Origin of the sequence: Streptomyces sp. NPDC053076, from assembly GCF_044546845.1 — a bacterium.
In the GTDB taxonomy this organism is placed as follows: domain Bacteria; phylum Actinomycetota; class Actinomycetes; order Streptomycetales; family Streptomycetaceae; genus Streptomyces.
Genome location: NZ_JBITZL010000001.1, coordinates 1,403,904 through 1,421,454, shown reverse-complemented (window position 1 = coordinate 1,421,454; position 17,551 = coordinate 1,403,904). Strand labels below are relative to the sequence as shown.

Genomic DNA, 17,551 nt, shown 5'->3' with positions numbered 1-17,551 from the left:
GTTCAGCGTTCATCATGTTGAACGCATCCTGTTCCGACGAAGGGACCCCCACATGACTCGATCACGGCTCCTCGCGGCACCGGCCGCCGCAGGGCTCGCCCTCGCCCTCACCCTGCTCACGGCGGGCGGCGCCGTTGCCGCCGACCCCGGCAAGGCTCCCGGCGGCAACTTCGACCTGTCCGTCTGGCAGCTCCAGGAGCCTGTCGGCTCCCCCGGCAAGCCCACCACCATCCCGTCGTCCCGGCTCCAGGGCGCGAACGGCTACCAGGACGCCTACTTCTACACCGACTCCCGCGACGGCGCGATGACCTTCTGGGCGCCCGAGAAGGGCGTCACCACGCCGAACTCCCACTACGCCCGCTCCGAACTGCGGGAGATGAACCGCGACGGCAGCGCGGCCGACTGGTCGCTCAGCGGCTCCCACCGGCTGAGCGCCACGCTGCGCGTGGTGTCCGTGACGAAGAACGTGTGCGTCGGCCAGATCCACCTGGGTTCCGGCGGCTCGTCCACGAAGCCGCTGGTGGAGCTGTACTACCACGCGAACGGGGACATAGTCCTCGGCACCGAGGACTCGCCGTCCGGCGGCCAGACCCCGCACACCGTCGGGCACGTGTCCGTCGGCAAGACGTGGAGCTACACCATCGCCGTCTCCGGCGGGAACACCGTGGACCTGACCGTGAACGGCACCACCACCCACTACGGCATCCCGTCGTCCTTCAAGCCCTACAAGCAGTACTTCAAGGCCGGCTCCTACAACCAGTCCTCCTCGGACAGCACCACCGAGGGCGCCCGCGTCGCCTTCTACGGGCTGACCGTCTCCCACGGCTGAAACGCAGCCCGACCTGCGCGACTGGTGCAAACGGCGGGACGGTCGTAGCGTCGGGGGAACGCGGTCGGACACAGCACGACGGGTGGGAGCGACCATGCGCGGAACACTGGCGGGAACAGCGGTCACCCTCGCGGCAGGGGCCCTGCTGACCGCGTCCATGTCCACGGCTACGGCCAGTCCGCCGGACACGGCCACGACACCCCCGGCGCACACCGCGACGCAGCCCGTCCTGGTCGACTGCCTGTGGCAGCGCACGGTCCGCCCCGGTGACTTCATCCTGGCCTGCGGAGACGGCAACAGCCGCCTCACCGGACTCAGCTGGACCAAGTGGGGTCCGGACCGGGCCGTCGGCGTCGGCGTGAACATGGTCAACGACTGCAAGCCGTACTGCGCGGCCGGGCGCTTCCACGCCTACCCGGTGGTGGTCCGGCTCGACGGTTCCGAGCCGTGGAAGAAGCACCCGGGCGTCCAGCGCTACAGCAGGATGAGCCTGAGCTACCCGGACGCCCGCCCCCAGGGCTTCGACACGGTGATGACCTACCCCCTCTGGGACTGACGGCCCCCGCTGGGACTGACGCCCCCCTCTGGGACTGACGGCCCGGGCCCGACGGCAGGGCCCAAGATTGCCGGCCGGGCACGACGGCACGACGGCACGACGGCACGACCGAGTCTGAAAGCCCGGGCCCGACGGCAGGGCCCGAGACTGACAGCCGGTCCCGACGGCAGGGCGCGACGCTGTGGAGAAACGTCACGGCCGGATGTCACCCGGGCGCCCCTCGTACGGCGCGTGAAGGTGGTCCGCGCGGGCGATCCCGCGGCCCCGGCTCCCGCCACCGGCGACCCGTCCCCCCTCATGTTGGTGTGGCCCCGCACGCCGGCGTCTCGCGCGCCGACCGAAAAGAGGTCACATGCCCCGACTCCCCCGTCTGACCGGTGCCGCCACCGCCGCGCTCGCGCTCGGCCTCGTCGCGGCCGCGCCCGCCGCGCCCGCCGCATCCGCCGCGACCACTCCTTTCGCCGCATCCGGCGCGACCGCTCCTTCCGCCGGTTCCGGCGCCCGCGACGAGTCGCTCGTCACCGACGCGCGTGTCGTCGCCCGCTTCGGCCTGGCCGCCGGGCAGACGCCCGAGAACATCGCGCTCGAACCCGACGGTTCCGCCGACCTCACCTTCGCCTTCGCCCGCACGGTCGCCCACGTCACCGTGGACGGGATCACCACGTCCCGCGCGGAACTGCCGGGGGTGGCGAACCCGGCCACCCCCGTCGTCCGCAGCGCCGTCGTGACGGGTATCGCCCGCGCCCACGACGGCACGCTGTACGTCAACTACGCCACCGGCACCAGCGCGACCGGCGTCTGGCGCGTCTCCCCCGGCGGCGTACCGGTGCAGATCGCCCAGCTGCCGCCCGACGGGTTCCCCAACGGCCTGGCCCTCGACGAGCGCCGGGGTGTGCTGTACGCCGCCGACTCGGTCCGCGGCACCGTCTGGCGCGTCCCGCAGGCGGGCGGCGCGGCCACGGCGTGGGCGACAGGACCGGCGCTCGCTCCACTCCCGGCGCCGCCGGCCTCCGGCTTCGGTGCCAACGGCATCAAGGTCCACCGGGACGCCGTGTGGGTGTCCAACACCGACCGGGGCACGCTGCTGCGCATCCCCGTGGTCACGAGCGGCTCCGCCGGTCCCGTCGAGACCCGGGGCGACGGGCTCGACGGCATCGACGACTTCGCCTTCCCCGGGCACGGCGGGAGCGCGCTGGTCGCGCTGAGCTCCGGCGGCAAGCTCGTGCTGGTGCGCCCGGACGGCACCGCCACGACCCTGCTCACCGCGGGGGACGGCCTGTCCGACCCGGCCTCCGTCGCCGTCCGCGGCCGGACCGTCTACGTGCCGAGCGCCGCCTTCTTCACCCGCCGCGACCCTAACCTCCTCCTCGCCCACCTGCGACACCTGATCGGCCGCGGGTAGCCGCACGCGCGGGCCGCACCGGCAACCCCGACACCACACGCCGCCGACCGGTCGTCCCGGCCGGCGGCGAGCTCGCCCCTCACCCACCGGCGGGCCGCAACCATCGGTCGTCCCGGCCGGCGGCGAGCACGGCCCCTCACCCACCGGCGGGCGGCGGCGCAGAGCGGGCCCGGCCGTCGGCCAGCACCGCAGCCGAGCGGGCACCACTGGCCGACAGATGCCGCCGTCGAGCAGGCGCACCCGGCGGACGGGGCCCGCCACCCGCCAGCCACGCCATCAGACAAGCCACGCCATCAGACGAGCCCCGCCGTCAGGCAGGCCCGGTCGGCGGGCGGGGGCCCGGGTCAGGTCAGTTCCACCAGCAGGTCGCCGCCCTCCACCTGCTGGATGCGGTTGATGGCGAGCCGGGAGACGCGGCCCGCCTTCGGGGCGGTGATCGTGGCCTCCATCTTCATTGCCTCGATGGTGGCGATCGTCGCGCCCGCCACCACCTCGTCCCCTTCGGCGACGGCCAGGGTCACCACACCGGCGAAGGGTGCCGCGACATGGCCCGGATCGGCGCGGTCGGCCTTCTCCGTCACCGGGACGTCGGTGGCGGCGGCCCGGTCGCGGACCTGGATGGGCCGCAGCTGGCCGTTGAGCGTGGACATCACGGTGCGCATACCGCGCTCGTCGGCCTCGCCGATCGCCTGGAGCTCGATCAGCAACCGGACGCCGGGGTCCAGGTCGACGGCGTACTCCTTGGCGGGGCGCAGGCCGTAGAAGAACGCCTTGCTGTCGAGCACGCTGGTGTCGCCGAAGCTCTGCCGGTGCGTGTCGAACTCCCGGGTCGGGCCGGGGAACAGCAGCCGGTTGAGGGTCGCCCGGCGGTCCTTCTGGAGGCCGTCGCGGTCCTCGGCGGACAGTTCGGGGGCGGGCTTGGGCGCGGCCCGGCCCTGGAGCGCCTTGGTGCGGAACGGCTCCGGCCAGCCGCCGGGCGGGGTGCCCAGCTCGCCGCGCAGGAAGCCGATCACCGAGTCGGGGATGTCGTACTTGTCGGGGGTGGCCTCGAAGGCGTCCGGGGAGACGCCGGCGCCGACCAGGTGCAGGGCGAGGTCGCCGACCACCTTCGAGGACGGGGTGACCTTGACCAGGCGGCCGAGGATGCGGTCCGCGGCGGCGTACATCGCCTCGATGTCCTCGAAGCGGTCGCCGAGACCGAGGGCGACGGCCTGGGTGCGCAGGTTGGACAGCTGGCCGCCGGGGATCTCGTGGTGGTAGACGCGGCCCGTCGGCGAGGCGAGGCCCGCCTCGAACGGGGCATAGACCTTCCGGACGCCCTCCCAGTACGGCTCCAGGTCACCGACCGCCTGGAGGTCCAGGCCGGTGGGCCGGTCGGAGTGGTCGGTCGCGGCGACGATCGCCGACAGCGACGGCTGCGAGGTCGTTCCCGCCATGGAGGCCACCGCGCCGTCGACCGCGTCCGCGCCCGCCTGGATCGCGGCGAGGTAGGTGGCCAGCTGGCCGCCCGCGGTGTCGTGCGTGTGCAGGTGAACGGGCAGGTCGAACTCGCGGCGCAGCGCCGAGACGAGCTTGGCGGCGGCCGGGGCGCGCAGCAGTCCGGCCATGTCCTTGATCGCGAGGACATGGGCACCGGCCGCCACGATCTGCTCGGCGAGGCGCAGGTAGTAGTCGAGGGTGTAGAGCCGCTCGGCGGGGTCGTTGAGGTCGGCGGTGTAGCAGAGCGCGACCTCGGCGATCGCTGTGCCGGTCTCCCGTACGGCCTCGATGGCGGGGCGCATCTGACCGACGTCGTTGAGGGCGTCGAAGATGCGGAAGATGTCGATGCCGGTGGCGGCGGCCTCCTGCACGAAGGCGTCGGTGACCTCGGTCGGGTACGGCGTGTAGCCGACGGTGTTGCGGCCGCGCAGCAGCATCTGGAGGCAGATGTTCGGCACCGCCTCGCGCAGGGCGGCCAGCCGCTCCCACGGGTCCTCGGCGAGGAAGCGCAGGGCGACGTCGTAGGTGGCGCCGCCCCAGCACTCCAGGGACAGCAGCTGCGGCAGGGTGCGGGCGACGACCGGGGCGACGGCGAGCAGGTCCTTGGTGCGCACCCGGGTGGCGAGCAGGGACTGGTGGGCGTCGCGGAAGGTGGTGTCCGTGACCCCGATGGTGGGCGACTCGCGCAGGTGGCGGGCGAAGCCGTCGGGCCCGAGGTCCACGAGCCGCTGACGGGATCCGGCGGGCGGCTCACCGGCGGGCAGCGGGGGCAGCTTGGTCAGCGGGTCGAGCAGGTCGGGCCGTTCGCCGTGCGGCTTGTTGACGGTGACGTCGGCGAGGTAGGTGAGCAGCTTGGTGCCGCGGTCTGCCGAGTGGCGGGCGGTCAGCAGGTGCGGGCGCTGCTCGATGAAGGAGGTGGTGACCCGGCCCGCCTGGAAGTCGGGGTCGTCCAGGACCGCCTGGAGGAACGGGATGTTGGTGGCCACACCGCGGATGCGGAACTCGGCGACCGCGCGCCGGGCCCGGCCGATGGCGGCGTGGAAGTCGCGGCCCCGGCAGGTGAGCTTGACCAGCATGGAGTCGAAGTGGGCGCTGATCTCCGTGCCGGCGTGGGTGGTGCCGCCGTCGAGCCGGATGCCGGAGCCGCCCGGGGAACGGTAGGCGCTGATCCGGCCGGTGTCCGGGCGGAAGCCGTTGGCCGGGTCCTCGGTGGTGATGCGGCACTGGAGGGCGGCGCCGCGCAGGGTGACCGTGTCCTGGGCGAGGCCGAGGTCGGCGAGGGTCTGGCCGGCGGCGATCCGCAGTTGGGCCTGGACCAGGTCGACGTCGGTGACCTCCTCGGTCACGGTGTGCTCGACCTGGATGCGCGGGTTCATCTCGATGAACACGTGGTTGCCGTCGCGATCGAGCAGGAACTCGACCGTGCCGGCGTTGCGGTAGCCGATCTCGCGGGCGAAGCGGACGGCGTCGGCGCAGATCCGGTCGCGCAGCTCCGGGTCCAGGTTCGGGGCCGGGGCCAGCTCGATGACCTTCTGGTGGCGGCGCTGCAACGAGCAGTCGCGCTCGAAGAGGTGGATGACGTTGCCCTCGCCGTCGGCGAGGATCTGCACCTCGATGTGGCGGGGCTCGACGACGGCCTTCTCCAGGAAGACGGTCGGGTCGCCGAACGCGGACGCGGCCTCGCGGGAGGCGGCCTCGATGGACTCGCGCAGCTGGGCCGGGTCCTCCACCCGGCGCATGCCGCGCCCGCCGCCGCCCGCGACCGCCTTGACGAAGACCGGGAAGCCGATCTCCTCGGCGGCGGCGACCAGTTCGTCCAGGTCGTTCGAGGGCGCGGAGGAGCCGAGGACGGGCACGCCGGCGGCCCGTGCGGCGGCGACCGCGCGGGCCTTGTTGCCGGTCAGCTCCAGCGTGGCCGCACTCGGACCGACGAAGGTGATGCCCGCCTCCTCGCAGGCGCGGGCCAGTTCCGGGTTCTCGGAGAGGAAGCCGTACCCGGGGTAGACGGCGTCGGCGCCCGCGCGGCGGGCGGCGCTGACGATCTCGTCCACGGAGAGGTAGGCCCGCACCGGATGCCCCGGCTCCCCGATCTCGTACGCCTCGTCGGCCTTGAGCCGATGCAGCGAGTTGCGGTCCTCGTGCGGGAACACGGCGACCGTGCGCGCGCCGAGTTCGTAGCCCGCCCGGAACGCGCGGATCGCGATCTCTCCACGGTTGGCGACCAGCACCTTGCGGAACATTCTGGTTTCCCTTCAGCTGCCCTGCCGGCGACGAACACCCTGGTGTCAGCCACGCCCTGCCGTACTCGCGGACACCTTAGGGGCTGCCCGTACGGGTCGATGTGCGAAAACCATCACATCGCCGGGGTGGCCGGCGCCACAGGGGCACGCCGGACCCGGTCGGCGGGTCCGCTCGGTAGCGCCGGCGCAGGGCGGCGGACCGAAGCGGCCGGGTCCGGTCAGAAACGGCAGCGCACGGCGGCGGTGAAGACCGGCGGAGGGGCGGCGAGGGCCGAGCGGATGGATTCCTCCAGAACGGAGCGGGCCGAGCTGTCACCGCGGTCGAGGCGCAGGGGTGCGGTGAGGCCCGCCTCGGTATTGCTGATGAAGCGCGGTGGCCCGGTGTGTTTGTCACCGCGGGTGTGAAAGAGAAAGGGATGGGCGAGGACGACGTCCCCCGCGCTGCCGGTGAGTTCGGTGATGTTGCCGAGCGGTTCGGCCAGCACCAGGTCGAACAGCTCCCGGTGGCCGAGCCCTTCTGGGTGGCGGGCGAGGACGTGGGCGGTGCGGCGGTGGCTGCCCGCGGCGACCAGGGTGCCGCCGCCGGTGGGTGCGACGTCGGAGAAGAGGCCGATCAGGAGCAGGCCCTGGTGGGGTGCGTCGAGCGTGTGCCGGAACCAGTTTCCGTCGACGTGCCAGCCCTCCGTCGGCACCGACCCGATCGGCCGGTCCGCGCCGTGGGCGAAGTTCACCGGCCAGAACCCCCAGCCCCGGTCGCCTCGCCAGCGGCCGGGGCCGACCAGTTCCTCGACGGCGCGCGCGAGCACCTCGGGGAAGCAGGCGCGGACCTGGGGCAGGTCGAGCCGCTCCTCGATGTCGTACGCGGCGGGCCAGGTGCGCGGGTCGCCGCGGTCGATGCCGGCCTTCTCCCGCATGCGCCGCCAGACGGCGTCCCGGACCGGGGCCGCGCGGCGCTCGTCGAACGCGCCGCGCAGCACGCAGTAGCCGCGCTCGGTGAAGTCGTCCAGGTCGGCGGCGGTGAGAACGGCCATGGCGTCACCAGTAGAGCAGCCAGTGGTCCGCGCACCGGACGCCGTGCCCCTGGAGCGTGAGGCGTTCGTCGCCGGCGCGCACACCGGTGCTCGGTGCGACCTGGTGCAGGACGTGCCCGGAGTGGACGTACAGCCGGCCGGGTGTGTAGGGCACGTACCGCATGGTGTGGAAGCGTTGCAGGTCAGCGGCGCTCTCCACCCAGCCGCGGGCGAGCGAGCGGCGGAAGTCCTGGTACGTCGCCTCCCACAGGTTCAGTCCGCCGCCGGCCGCGGGCACCCGGAGGGGCAGGGTGAAGGACAGCAGCTGGTCGGTGTCGGTGTCCGGCGGCCAGTCGAATGCCTGGTACTGGAGGTCGAAGTGCACGGGCGCCTGGGGCCGGGTGAAGATGGCGGCCTCCAGCCAGATGTGGAAGCCGGGCAGCGCGAGGTGGTCCGGGTAGCGGACGGGCGCGTCCAGGTGCTCGGTGAGGGCCTCACCGATCAGGTCGTACAGGTCCTGGAAGTGCTCGAGGAGCAGGGGGCGGGCGGCCACGCCGTGGCGCTCGTAGTGGCCGCTCTGCGGCCTTTCCGCGACGTCCAGGTAGCTCGGGGTGCCGAGGGTGAGGAAGGCGGGCGGTTCGCCGCCGCGCGCGATCCAGTGCTCGCGCAGGGCGTACACGCGCGCGCGTACGTCCTCGGTGCCGTCCGGGGTGAGCAGGCTCAGCTCCGTGATCACGCCGGGCCTCCCGTCAGCAGGTGGGCCAGTGAGGCGGTGATGGCGCCGCCGGCCCGGCGGTCGTACCAGTCGTAGCCGGGCATCGGGTTGGCCTCCAGACACCAGTAGGTGCCTTCCGCGTCGCGTTTGAAGTCCCAGCCGGCGAAGGCGAGTCCGAGCTCGCGGGTGCGGGCGGTCAGGCTCGTGGCGAGGGCGGCGGGCAGTTCATGGGGCCGGAAGTCGATGTCCTCCGGGGGCGCCGTGCGGTAGTCGACCGCGGTCGACACGGCCTCCTCGGCGTGCACGGCGTCCGCGCAGACGTGCACGCGGACGTCGCTGCCGGCCACGTACCGCTGGAGGTGCACGGGGCCCTGGTACGCCACGAAGGCGTCGAACTCCTCGGGACTGACCGGTCTGCTGTCGGCGCGCACTCCGGACAGTGCCTTGACGATGGCCGGTCCGGCGGCGGCGAAGGCGCGCAGCCGCCCGGGGTCCGAGCTGGTCAGGCTCTCGGGGACGGTGAAGCCGAGGCCGGCCAGGGTGACTTCGTGCAGCGGCTTGGAGCCGTTGTCCCCGGCCGTGCCGGGACGGTTGACGACGACGCCGGGCGCGGTGACGAGCCAGGCGGTGAGCGAGGCCATCAGGCCGCGCCAGCGGACGCGGCGGACGGGGTCCTCCTCCAGGGCGGACAGGTCGGCGAGCCGGCAGTAGTAGCCGTCGCCCGGGCGGAGGTCGTGGCGCTGGTCGCCGGCCAGCAGCCAGCTGTCGCCGTCGTCGGGCAGCGACAGGCGCCAGGCGCCGTCGGCCGCGAGCTCGCCGAGGTCGACGAGTGTGACGTCCGCGGCGGCCCGGGCGGTGAAGTGGGTGAGCGTGCCGTCCATGGCGAGTCCGAGGGCGTAGATCACGGGAACAGCACCTCCATGAGCCGGGGGCCGAGGCCGAGCCAGACCATGCGCAGTTGCTCCAGGGCGGGGAACGGCTCGACGTGCACCAGGCGTGCCGTGGCCGTGCCGTCCGTCACCCGCCACACCAGGGCGGCCAGGTCCAGGCAGAGGGCGGTCGCGGCGGCGACGCTGCGGGCTTCCAAGTCCAGGTGGTCGAGGTCGGCGGTGGTGCAGCGCCAGGCGCGGTCGCCGAGGACGACGACCGTCTCCGTCGCGGGGTTGGTGTCCGTCCAGCGGGACCGGTAGGGGCCGGTGCCCGGTGGCCGTTCGGGCCAGCGCCGGGCGCGCAGGGTGCCGAGGTCCTCGACCCAGAACGCCTCGCCCTCCGGGCTGCCCGGGCGCGGGTAGGCGCGGGAGAACAGTTCACCGTTGCCGTGCTCCCCGGCGCGCCGGGCGGTCACCGCGGCGGAGCGGGAGGTGCGGCCGGCCACCAGGGTGCCGGCCGGGCGGTTGATGACGGGGGCGGGGGTGAGCGCGGCCACCGCCCAGAGCTGGGCGAAGCACTCGCCGAGGTGGAACTCCGCGTCGAAGCCGGTCCGGCGTTCGGGCGGGGCGGGCAGCAGGAGGACCAGGGGGACCACCGGATCGACGGTCGCCGTGCCCGCGCGGGCGGTGACGGTGAAGAGCTGGGCCGCGTCGAACACGTCGAGGACGGCGACGGAGCGGCCCTGCTCGGTGACGTAGGCGGCGAGTTCGACGGCGGTGGGGTCCTGCGGGTCGGCCAGGACGAGCAGGTCGGCGGGGGCTTCGAAGGATGCCGTGGGCGGCGTCGCGGACAGGGCCGCCGAGGTTCCGGGGGCCTCGGCGGTCTCAGATGACAAGGCCCCGCTCCCTGAGGAAGCGGCTCGCCCGGGAGGCGCGCAGCACGGACAGGACGTCGTCGTCGGAGCCGGGGGCGGGGGCGGGGGCAGGTGAGGCCAGGGCCTGCGGCGCCTGGGTGGGGCGCGCGACGAGTGGCGCGGCGGACTGGGTGGGCGTCCAGGCGCCGTCCGAGACGTCCTTGGAGTCCTTGAAGTCCTTCCCGTCCTTGGTGTCCTTGCGGTCCTTGCCGTCCTTGCGGTCCTTCAGATCCTTCAGGTCCTTGAAGTCCTTGAAGTCCTTGCGGTCCTTGTAGTCCTTGAACTCCTTGCCGTCCTTGAAGTCCTTGCCGTCCTTGAAGCTCTTGGCCCGGGCGGCCGGTACGTCCGGCGGGTCCGGCTCGGGGACGGCGTGGCCCGGTGCGGCGTCGCGGGCCGCGACGGGCGTGGGCCGGCGCAGTGCGGCCAGCAGGTCCCGGCGGTGGGCCGCCTTGAGGAAGGGCATCACCCTCGCCTCGTCGATCGTCCAGGTCATCGAAGGGTTCTCTCCTCGGTCGGGTGCGGCCGGCTCCGGTAGGACCGCAGGGCGTCGGCCAGTGCGCGCTGCGCCGCCGCGTGATGGGGGTTCAGATTGCAGACGAGGTGGTCTACGCCGAGCTCGCGGTAGCCGGCGAAGCCGGCGGCGAGATCGGTGGGGGTGCCGGTGAGGGCGGGGCCGCGCGGGTCCGGTGGGTCCGCACGGCCGCCGGGTACGACGTTCACCCCGGCGGTGATCCGCAGGGTCGACGGGTCGCGGCCGACGGCGGCACACGCCTCGCGCACGGTGTGCAGCGCGGGTTCGAAGCCGGCCGGGTCCCCGAACCAGCAGCCGTTCCACAGGTCGGCGTGCCGGGCGGTCGCACGCAGCATGCGGGGCCCGGAGCCGCCGATCAGCAGGGGTGGTCCCGCCGGGCGGACTCCGCGCGGCCGGAGTTCACCGCCGTGGACCCAGGAGTAACGGCCGTCGAATTCCGCCTTTCCCGTGCGCAGCAGTGACGCGATGATGTGCACGGCTTCCTCGAAGCGGGCCACCCGGTGATCGAAATCGATGCCGAACGCGTCGAATTCCGGCCGGTGCCAGCCTGCGCCCAGCCCGAGAATGAGTCGGCCATTACTGATCGAGTCGAGTGTGGCCGCCATTTTCGCAAGGACGGCGGGATTCCGGAATGCGGTGCACAGGACGAGCGTGCCGAGTTGTATGCGGGAGGTTGCCTCGGCGAGCGCGCTGAGCGTGGTCCAGCATTCCCAGATGCCCTCGGCCGGCTCACCGTCACCACGGAAGAGCAGGTGGTCGAAACACCACAGGGAGTCGAATCCGGCCGCTTCCGCCTGCCGGGCGAGCGCTCTTATCTCTTCGTACGAGGGCTGTTTTCCGGGGTGCTCCGCCAAGGGCAGAGTGATGCCGACCTTCATGGACCCTCGCCCCCCGAGCCGTGAATGGGGTCACCGCAGGCAACGGCGTGAGCGTAGCAGCGGGGGTTCCGAGATCGCCATGTCCGGAGGTCGGCTCATTTTCCGGCATGGATTTCCGTTGATTACTGGGGGAGGTGATTCTGCCGAGCTGTACTGGCGTTCGAGAAAAAATGCCGAGATCTCGGGCCGGAAATTTCCGGGACGGTCGGCGGACGCCGGGGCGTGGGTGGAGGCGGGAGTTGGGAATGCGGGCGCGGGAGCCGGGGCGCGGAGGCCGAGGGGGCGGAGGCCGAGGGCGCGGAGGCGGAGGGGGCGGGAGTAGGGGGCGCGGGCCGGGGCCGGCGCGTGGGCGGCAGGGAGCGCACGGCCGTGAGCAGCCGGCATGTGGGCGGCAGGGAACGCACGGCCGTGAGCAGCCGCTCCCCGCGGCCGTGCAGGAGGCCGAGGACGATGGCCACGCCCACGGCGATCAGGTGCTCACGACCCGCCAGGTTGGGCACGGCGATGGACTCCCACACCATCGAACCGCCGGTCAGCATGAACACCACGGACGCGCGCCGGATCACCGCGAGGTAGGTGAACAGGCCCACGACGGCCGCGGAGGGTCCGGTGTCGAGCACCTGCCCGGCCTCGGGCGGCAGCCCGAACCCCCACCAGCCGGGCCCCGCCGCGATCATCAGGCGGGCGGTGAGGGTGCCGGCCAGGGTGGTGACGTACGCGATCACCAGGGTCCGGGCCCGGCCCAGGGTCAGTTCGGCGAGGGCGAAGGCGAGGAACAGTTGCGTGATGCCCGCCCACACCGGCAGGTCGAGTGCCGGGACGTACAGCGACACGGGGGTGCGCAGCAGGGACAGCCACAGCGGCAGGTCGGCCTGGACGCCGCCGAGCCGTCGTACCCACAGCTCTCCGGCCGGGTGCTGGGCGATGTCATGGAAGAAGACGACGCCGGACGCGGCGACGAACGCCAGCAGCAGCCCGGACAGTCCGCACCGTGCGAGCCGCCGTACCGGGTCGACGACGACGGCGTGCCACTCGGCCCGCAGGGTGCGCCAGCTGAACCGGGCGAGCCGCGAGAGCGGTGGGCGGACCCGCCCGGTGTGCCCGTCAGTGCTCATGAGGTACGGCGGTCCATCACCTTCGGCTCCCCCGTCATGGGTCCATCACCTTCGGCTCCCCGTCATGTGTGTCTCCCCCTGACCTCGCTCCCGGCGGTCCGACCGTGCAAGGCGTCTGTCCGTCATCCCTTTGTTTCATCGTCATCGTATGGGGCGACGGAGCGACACAAGAGACCGGAACACCCCAATCACGCCCTCTGCGGTCAACGCGCAGATACAGGCCCACTGTTACGGGAAGTAGCAGGAAACTTTCTGTTCCGATCACGAACTCTCGTATAGTGACCGCCAGTTCACCACCGGGTGTCACGTCTCACCATCCGACCACTTTTGCCCGTTTCACCCTGCCCTTATCTGCCGCAAGGACCAGACCGGACCGATGACCGCGCCCACGCATCCCGGCGACCGACCTTCCCTCCGTACGTTCGTCTCCGCCCTCGCCGTGACCGGTGTGCTGTCGGCGCTCGTGGTCTGCGCGGCCGTGGCGGTGGCGCCGGGCCCGGCGCGCACCACGCTCGCCTGGGGCGGAGCCGCGGCGGCGGTCGTACTCAGCGCGGCGGTGGCCACGGCCGCGCACGCACGGCGGACCGCGCGCGACGCCCGGCACAGGCTGGAGGGTGCCACCCAGGACATCGGACGGCTGCTCCAGCAGCAGGCCCGCACGACCGAGGAGGCGCGCCAGGAGCAGCAGCGACTCATCGACGAACTCGCGCGGCAGCGCACGGAGTTCACGGAGTCGTTCGCGGCCGAACGCAGTCACCTGGAGGAGGCGGGCGCGCGGGAACTGGACCGGCTCCGGCAGGAGAACGCCCGGTTGTCGGGCGAGTCGGAGCAAGCCCGACGGGAGCGGGCCGCCGCGATCTCCGCGACCTCCAGCGCCGCCGCCCGGATGCAGGCCCTGGCCACGGCCACGCTCGCCGACCTGCGGGCGATGGAGGACCGGCACACCGACGAGGACGTGCTGGCCGACCTGCTCCATCTCGACCACCGCACCGCCCAGGCGGGCCGGCTCGCGGACTCCATCGCCGTGCTCACCGGGGCGCGTTCGGGACGCCGGTGGGCGCGGCCGATCGGGATGGAGTCGATCCTGCGCGGCGCGATGGGCCGGATCGCCGGCTACCAGCGGGTGCGGGTGCACTCGGTCAGCGAGACCGCCGTCGCCGGGCACGCGGCCGAGGGCGTGATGCACGCGCTCGCCGAACTCCTCGACAACGCCGCGAACTTCTCGCCGCCCACCGCCGAAGTCCACGTCTACGTGGAGGAGGTGCCGGCCGGGGCCATCGTCTCCGTGGAGGACAGCGGGCTGGTGATGGGCGAGGTGCAGCTGCGCCGCGCCGAGCGCGCGGTCGCCGGTGACGTCTCCGAGCTGGGCGGTCTGACCGGTACCCGGCTCGGGCTCGCCGTGGTCGGCCGGCTGGCCCGCAAGCACGGGCTCAAGGTGTCGTTCCGGCCGTCGGCGCGCGGCGGCACGGGCGTGCTGATGCTCATCCCGCAGGACATCCTGTCCAGCCCCGTCCCGGCCGGGCCGGCCACCGCGGCGACGCGCCCGGAGAACACCCCGCCCGCGCCCGCCCCGACACCGGCACCCGCACTGGCACCCGCACCGGCACCGGCACCGGTGGACGCAGCTCCGGTCCACGAATCCGCCGCACCGCCGGAAGAGGGCCCGGCCGGGCTGCCCAAGCGGCGCCGGGGCCGTACGCTCGCCGCGGCCGAGCGGGCCCGTTCGGCCTCGGGCACCGGGCACGCCACGCCCGCCACCGACGAGGGCAGGACCCGCGCCGCCCGCTTCAGCAGCTTCCGCCAGGCCGTCCGCCCGTCCCCGCCGCCGAACCGGCAGCCCGGACCCCCGACCGACCCGCCGGACGACAACGCCCCGCCCCGGAACGGCCCCGGGGCAGCCCCACCGCGCACGCCGCCGCACGCCACGACCCCGGCACCCGCGACGAACACCACCCCGCACGACCGACCCGCCGAACGCCCCACGAACACCACCCCCCACGACCGACCCGCCGAACGCCCCACGAACACCACCCCGCACAACCGACCCGCCAAACGAACGACGAACACCACCGCGCACAACCGACCCGCCGAACGAACGACGAACACCGCGCCGGACGACCGACCGGCCGTCAGTCCCCGGGGTGCCGCGCCGGACGGCCCGTCGGCCGGCCCCTCCTCGGACGGTGCCGGCGAGCACGGTTCTCCCGCCCCCTCTCACCCGCACGCGCACCCGGAAGGCGACACCACTTCATGACCGGCCCGACCACCGCCGACGACAAGCTCACCTGGCTCCTGGAGGGCCTGCTGGAGAGGACCCCGGGTGCGCGGCACGCGCTCGTGCTGTCCCGGGACGGGCTGAAGCTGTGCCGGACGCCGGAGCTGAGCGTCGACCAGGCCGACCAGCTGGCCGCGATCGCCGCCGGCATCCAGTCGCTGTCGCACGGGGCGTCCATCGAGTTCGGCGACGGAAGCGGCGGGGTGCGCTCGGCGATGACGGAGTTCTACGGCGGTGTGCTGTTCATCGTGGAGGCGGGCGCCGGCGCCCATCTGGCCGTGATCACCACCGAGGACGCGGACGCGGGAGTCGTCGGGCACAACATGAGCGAACTGGTGGAGCAGCTCGGCGAGTACCTGACCGCTCCGCCCCGCACCTCATGAGCCGACCGGGCGTGAACCGTCCCGGCCGGGACGATGCCCCCGACCGGCTGTACACCATCACCCAGGGCCGCAGCCGTACCGGCCCGGACAACCCCTTCGACCTGGTCACCCTCGTCGTCGCCGAGTCGGAGCCGACGGCCGGCCTGCAGTCGGAGCACGTGGCGATCCTGAAGCTGACCCGGTTCCCCACCTCGGTGGTGGAGATCGCCGCCGAACTGCGGCTGCCCGTGGGCATCACCAAGGTGCTGCTGTGCGACCTGCTGGCGGCGGGCCGCGTCAGCGCCCGTCATCCGCGCCGGCCGGCCATAACCGACCCCGACATTCTGGAGCAGGTGCTCGTTGGACTCCGCAACCTCTGACGCGCGCACCCCGTTGGGTGCCTTTGCCGACCAGGGTTTCAAGATCGTGGTCGTGGGCGGCTTCGGCGTCGGCAAGACCACGCTGGTCCGCTCGGTCAGCGAGATCCGTCCCCTCAACACCGAGGAGACGATGACGCGGGCCGGTGAGCCGGTCGACGACATCCGCCAGGTGCGCGGCAAGTCCGCCACCACCGTCGCCTTCGACTTCGGGCGGATCACCCTGGACGCGCGCAACGTGCTGTACCTGTTCGGCGCGCCGGGCCAGGAGCGGTTCTGGTTCCTGTGGGACCGGCTGTTCTCCGGCACGCTGGGGGCGGTCGTGCTGGTCGACACCCGGCGGATCGACGACTCCTGGTACGCCATCGACCGGCTGGAGCACCACAACACGCCGTTCATCGTGGCCTGCAACGACTTCGGCGGTCCGGTCCATGCCGGCGCGGACGTCCGCGAGGCTCTCGACCTGGATCCGCATGTGCCGCTGATCGACTGCGACGCCCGCTCCCGTGAGTCGGGCAAGCAGGTCCTGATCACGCTGGTGCAGCACGTGAAGAACCGGTACGCCGACCCGTCCGCGCGGGCGGGCCTGCCCCGACAGGAGTTCGTGTGAGCACCCCCGACGCCGTCCCTCTCGGCGGCCCCCGGTTCCCGACCGAACCCGCCCGCCTGTACCGGGAGATGCGGCGCGACCACGGCGCCGTGGTGCCGGTGCTGCTCGACGGCGACATCCCGGCCTGGCTGGTGCTCGGTTACCGCGAACTGCACCAGGTGACGGGCGATCCCGTGCTGTTCAGCCGGGATTCGGCTCTGTGGAACCAATGGGAGAACATCCCGGCGGACTGGCCGCTGCTGCCGATGATCGGGCGCAAGCAGCCGTCGATCCTCTACACCGTCGGCGAACGGCACCGGCAGCGGGCGGCGATGGTCAGCAACGCGCTGGAGGCCGTGGACCCGTTCGAACTCAAGGGGCACGCCGAGCGGTTCGCGGACGAGTTGATCGACGCACTGTGCTCGGCGGGCGAGGCCGATCTGGTCGCGCAGTACGCGATGCTGCTTCCGGTGCGGGTCCTGGCCCGGCTCTACGGCTTCCCGGACGAGGACGGTCCGGGGCTGGTCACCGCCCTCAACGACATGATCGACGGCCGGGAGCGCGCCCTTGCCGGACAGGCCCATCTGGCCGGGTCCATGGGTCAGTTGCTCGCGGACCGGAAGAAGGAGCCCGCGAACGACGTGGTCTCCCGGATGCTCGCCGACGACAGCGGGTTCAGCGACGAGGAGATCGCGCAGGACCTGATGGTGATGCTGGCGGCCGGACACCAGCCGACCGCCGACTGGATCGGCAACTCGCTCCGGCTGATGCTGACCGACGACCGGTTCGCCGCCTCCCTGTTCGGCGGCCGCAACAGCGTGGCCGAGGCGATGAACGAGGTGCTGTGGGAGGACACGCCCACCCAGAACGTGGCGGGCCGCTGGGCCGCCCGCGACACGCACCTCGGCGGTCGGCGCGTCCGGGCCGGCGATCTGCTGCTGCTCGGCCTCCAGGGCGCCAACTCCGATCCGCAGGTGCGCACCGACGGCTCCGCGCTCACCGGCGGCAACAACGCGCACTTCTCCTTCGGGCACGGCGAGCACCGCTGCCCGTTCCCGGCGCAGGAGATCGCCGAGGTGATCGCGCGGACCGGCATCGAGGTGGTCCTGGACCGGCTGCCGGACATCGACCTGGCGGTGCCCGCCGAATCCCTCACCCGTCGGCCGTCGCCCTGGCTCCGGGGACTGACCCGGCTGCCCGTCCGGTTCGCCTCGGTACCCGCCCGCTGACCCGGCTTACCTTCCACCTCACCTCCGCCCCCGTCCGCCGACCCGGCTGCCCGTCCACCCCACCTCCGCACCCCGCCCGCCGACCCGGCTGCCCGTCCGCCCCACCTCCGCACCCCGCCCGCTGATCCGCGCCGCCTCGGCCGACCGCTTTTCCGCCGGGGATCCGGGGGACGTTCCCCC

General features: G+C 73.1%; 16 protein-coding genes. 8 read left to right on the top strand and 8 right to left on the bottom strand.

The window, feature by feature from the left end; all coding sequences use genetic code 11:
• Positions 1 to 52: 52 nt before the first annotated feature.
• From ACIGYR_RS05700 to ACIGYR_RS05690, 3 genes are all read left to right on the top strand, one after another.
• Positions 53 to 829 carry a polysaccharide lyase family 7 protein gene (locus tag ACIGYR_RS05700; protein WP_391837444.1) on the top strand — a complete coding sequence of 259 codons (777 nt, stop codon included), beginning with the start codon at positions 53 to 55 and terminating at the stop codon, positions 827 to 829.
• Between the two features lie 94 nt (positions 830 to 923).
• On the top strand, positions 924 to 1,385 hold the full coding sequence (locus ACIGYR_RS05695; RefSeq protein ID WP_391837446.1) for a hypothetical protein: 462 nt from the start codon (positions 924 to 926) through the stop codon (positions 1,383 to 1,385).
• Between the two features lie 352 nt (positions 1,386 to 1,737).
• On the top strand, positions 1,738 to 2,787 hold the full coding sequence (locus tag ACIGYR_RS05690) for a hypothetical protein (RefSeq protein WP_399601568.1): 1,050 nt from the start codon (positions 1,738 to 1,740) through the stop codon (positions 2,785 to 2,787).
• Between the two features lie 344 nt (positions 2,788 to 3,131).
• On the opposite strand, the gene ACIGYR_RS05685 is transcribed toward ACIGYR_RS05690, so the two are convergent.
• From ACIGYR_RS05685 to ACIGYR_RS05650, 8 genes are all read right to left on the bottom strand, one after another.
• Positions 3,132 to 6,506 carry a pyruvate carboxylase gene (locus tag ACIGYR_RS05685; protein ID WP_399601566.1) on the bottom strand — a complete coding sequence of 1,125 codons (3,375 nt, stop codon included), beginning with the start codon at positions 6,504 to 6,506 and terminating at the stop codon, positions 3,132 to 3,134.
• A gap of 218 nt (positions 6,507 to 6,724) precedes the next feature.
• A complete protein-coding gene (locus tag ACIGYR_RS05680; RefSeq protein WP_399601564.1) occupies positions 6,725 to 7,537 on the bottom strand; it encodes a phytanoyl-CoA dioxygenase family protein in 813 nt (270 codons plus the stop codon).
• A gap of 4 nt (positions 7,538 to 7,541) precedes the next feature.
• Positions 7,542 to 8,252, bottom strand: a complete 711-nt coding sequence (locus ACIGYR_RS05675; RefSeq protein ID WP_391837454.1) for a hypothetical protein — start codon at positions 8,250 to 8,252, stop codon at positions 7,542 to 7,544.
• Entirely contained in the window at positions 8,249 to 9,136 is an 888-nt protein-coding gene (locus ACIGYR_RS05670; RefSeq protein ID WP_399601560.1) for a RimK family alpha-L-glutamate ligase, read from the bottom strand. Before ACIGYR_RS05670 ends, ACIGYR_RS05675 begins: the two co-directional genes overlap by 4 nt.
• Positions 9,133 to 9,996: a hypothetical protein gene (locus tag ACIGYR_RS05665; RefSeq protein ID WP_399601558.1), complete on the bottom strand. Its 864-nt coding sequence runs from the start codon at positions 9,994 to 9,996 to the stop codon at positions 9,133 to 9,135. Before ACIGYR_RS05665 ends, ACIGYR_RS05670 begins: the two co-directional genes overlap by 4 nt.
• Positions 9,986 to 10,507 (bottom strand): hypothetical protein, encoded by a 522-nt coding sequence (locus ACIGYR_RS05660; RefSeq protein ID WP_399601555.1) that lies wholly within the window; start codon positions 10,505 to 10,507, stop codon positions 9,986 to 9,988. The genes ACIGYR_RS05665 and ACIGYR_RS05660 overlap by 11 nt, the downstream gene beginning before the upstream one ends.
• The gene (locus tag ACIGYR_RS05655; RefSeq protein ID WP_399601552.1) at positions 10,504 to 11,424 is read right to left on the bottom strand and encodes an LLM class flavin-dependent oxidoreductase; all 921 of its coding nucleotides are present in this window, start codon (positions 11,422 to 11,424) and stop codon (positions 10,504 to 10,506) included. The genes ACIGYR_RS05660 and ACIGYR_RS05655 overlap by 4 nt, the downstream gene beginning before the upstream one ends.
• Before the next feature lie 122 nt (positions 11,425 to 11,546).
• On the bottom strand, positions 11,547 to 12,539 hold the full coding sequence (locus ACIGYR_RS05650) for a hypothetical protein (RefSeq protein WP_399601550.1): 993 nt from the start codon (positions 12,537 to 12,539) through the stop codon (positions 11,547 to 11,549).
• A gap of 376 nt (positions 12,540 to 12,915) precedes the next feature.
• On the opposite strand from ACIGYR_RS05650, the gene ACIGYR_RS05645 reads away from it, so the two are divergent.
• The 5 genes from ACIGYR_RS05645 to ACIGYR_RS05625 are packed head-to-tail and all read left to right on the top strand — an operon-like array spanning position 12,916 to position 17,371.
• Positions 12,916 to 14,793 (top strand): ATP-binding protein, encoded by a 1,878-nt coding sequence (locus tag ACIGYR_RS05645; protein WP_399601548.1) that lies wholly within the window; start codon positions 12,916 to 12,918, stop codon positions 14,791 to 14,793.
• Positions 14,790 to 15,197 carry a roadblock/LC7 domain-containing protein gene (locus tag ACIGYR_RS05640; protein WP_399601546.1) on the top strand — a complete coding sequence of 136 codons (408 nt, stop codon included), beginning with the start codon at positions 14,790 to 14,792 and terminating at the stop codon, positions 15,195 to 15,197. Before ACIGYR_RS05645 ends, ACIGYR_RS05640 begins: the two co-directional genes overlap by 4 nt.
• 11 nt (positions 15,198 to 15,208) lie before the next feature.
• Positions 15,209 to 15,556: a DUF742 domain-containing protein gene (locus tag ACIGYR_RS05635; RefSeq protein ID WP_399601543.1), complete on the top strand. Its 348-nt coding sequence runs from the start codon at positions 15,209 to 15,211 to the stop codon at positions 15,554 to 15,556.
• Positions 15,537 to 16,163: an ATP/GTP-binding protein gene (locus ACIGYR_RS05630; protein ID WP_391837471.1), complete on the top strand. Its 627-nt coding sequence runs from the start codon at positions 15,537 to 15,539 to the stop codon at positions 16,161 to 16,163. The genes ACIGYR_RS05635 and ACIGYR_RS05630 overlap by 20 nt, the downstream gene beginning before the upstream one ends.
• Complete coding sequence (locus tag ACIGYR_RS05625; RefSeq protein ID WP_399601540.1) at positions 16,160 to 17,371, top strand: cytochrome P450; 1,212 nt, start codon at positions 16,160 to 16,162, stop codon at positions 17,369 to 17,371. Before ACIGYR_RS05630 ends, ACIGYR_RS05625 begins: the two co-directional genes overlap by 4 nt.
• Positions 17,372 to 17,551 lie beyond the last annotated feature (180 nt).

Bases quoted from the DNA above. Each gene is read 5' to 3' on its own strand.
- ACIGYR_RS05645 (WP_399601548.1), top strand. From the start codon at position 12,916: ATGACCGCGCCCACGCATCCCGGCGACCGACCTTCCCTCCGTACGTTC.
- ACIGYR_RS05700 (WP_391837444.1), top strand. From the start codon at position 53: ATGACTCGATCACGGCTCCTCGCGGCACCGGCCGCCGCAGGGCTCGCC.
- ACIGYR_RS05640 (WP_399601546.1), top strand. From the start codon at position 14,790: ATGACCGGCCCGACCACCGCCGACGACAAGCTCACCTGGCTCCTGGAG.
- ACIGYR_RS05690 (WP_399601568.1), top strand. From the start codon at position 1,738: ATGCCCCGACTCCCCCGTCTGACCGGTGCCGCCACCGCCGCGCTCGCG.
- ACIGYR_RS05695 (WP_391837446.1), top strand. From the start codon at position 924: ATGCGCGGAACACTGGCGGGAACAGCGGTCACCCTCGCGGCAGGGGCC.
- ACIGYR_RS05685 (WP_399601566.1), bottom strand. From the start codon at position 6,506: ATGTTCCGCAAGGTGCTGGTCGCCAACCGTGGAGAGATCGCGATCCGC.
- ACIGYR_RS05660 (WP_399601555.1), bottom strand. From the start codon at position 10,507: ATGACCTGGACGATCGACGAGGCGAGGGTGATGCCCTTCCTCAAGGCG.
- ACIGYR_RS05680 (WP_399601564.1), bottom strand. From the start codon at position 7,537: ATGGCCGTTCTCACCGCCGCCGACCTGGACGACTTCACCGAGCGCGGC.
- ACIGYR_RS05650 (WP_399601550.1), bottom strand. From the start codon at position 12,539: ATGAGCACTGACGGGCACACCGGGCGGGTCCGCCCACCGCTCTCGCGG.
- ACIGYR_RS05655 (WP_399601552.1), bottom strand. From the start codon at position 11,424: ATGAAGGTCGGCATCACTCTGCCCTTGGCGGAGCACCCCGGAAAACAG.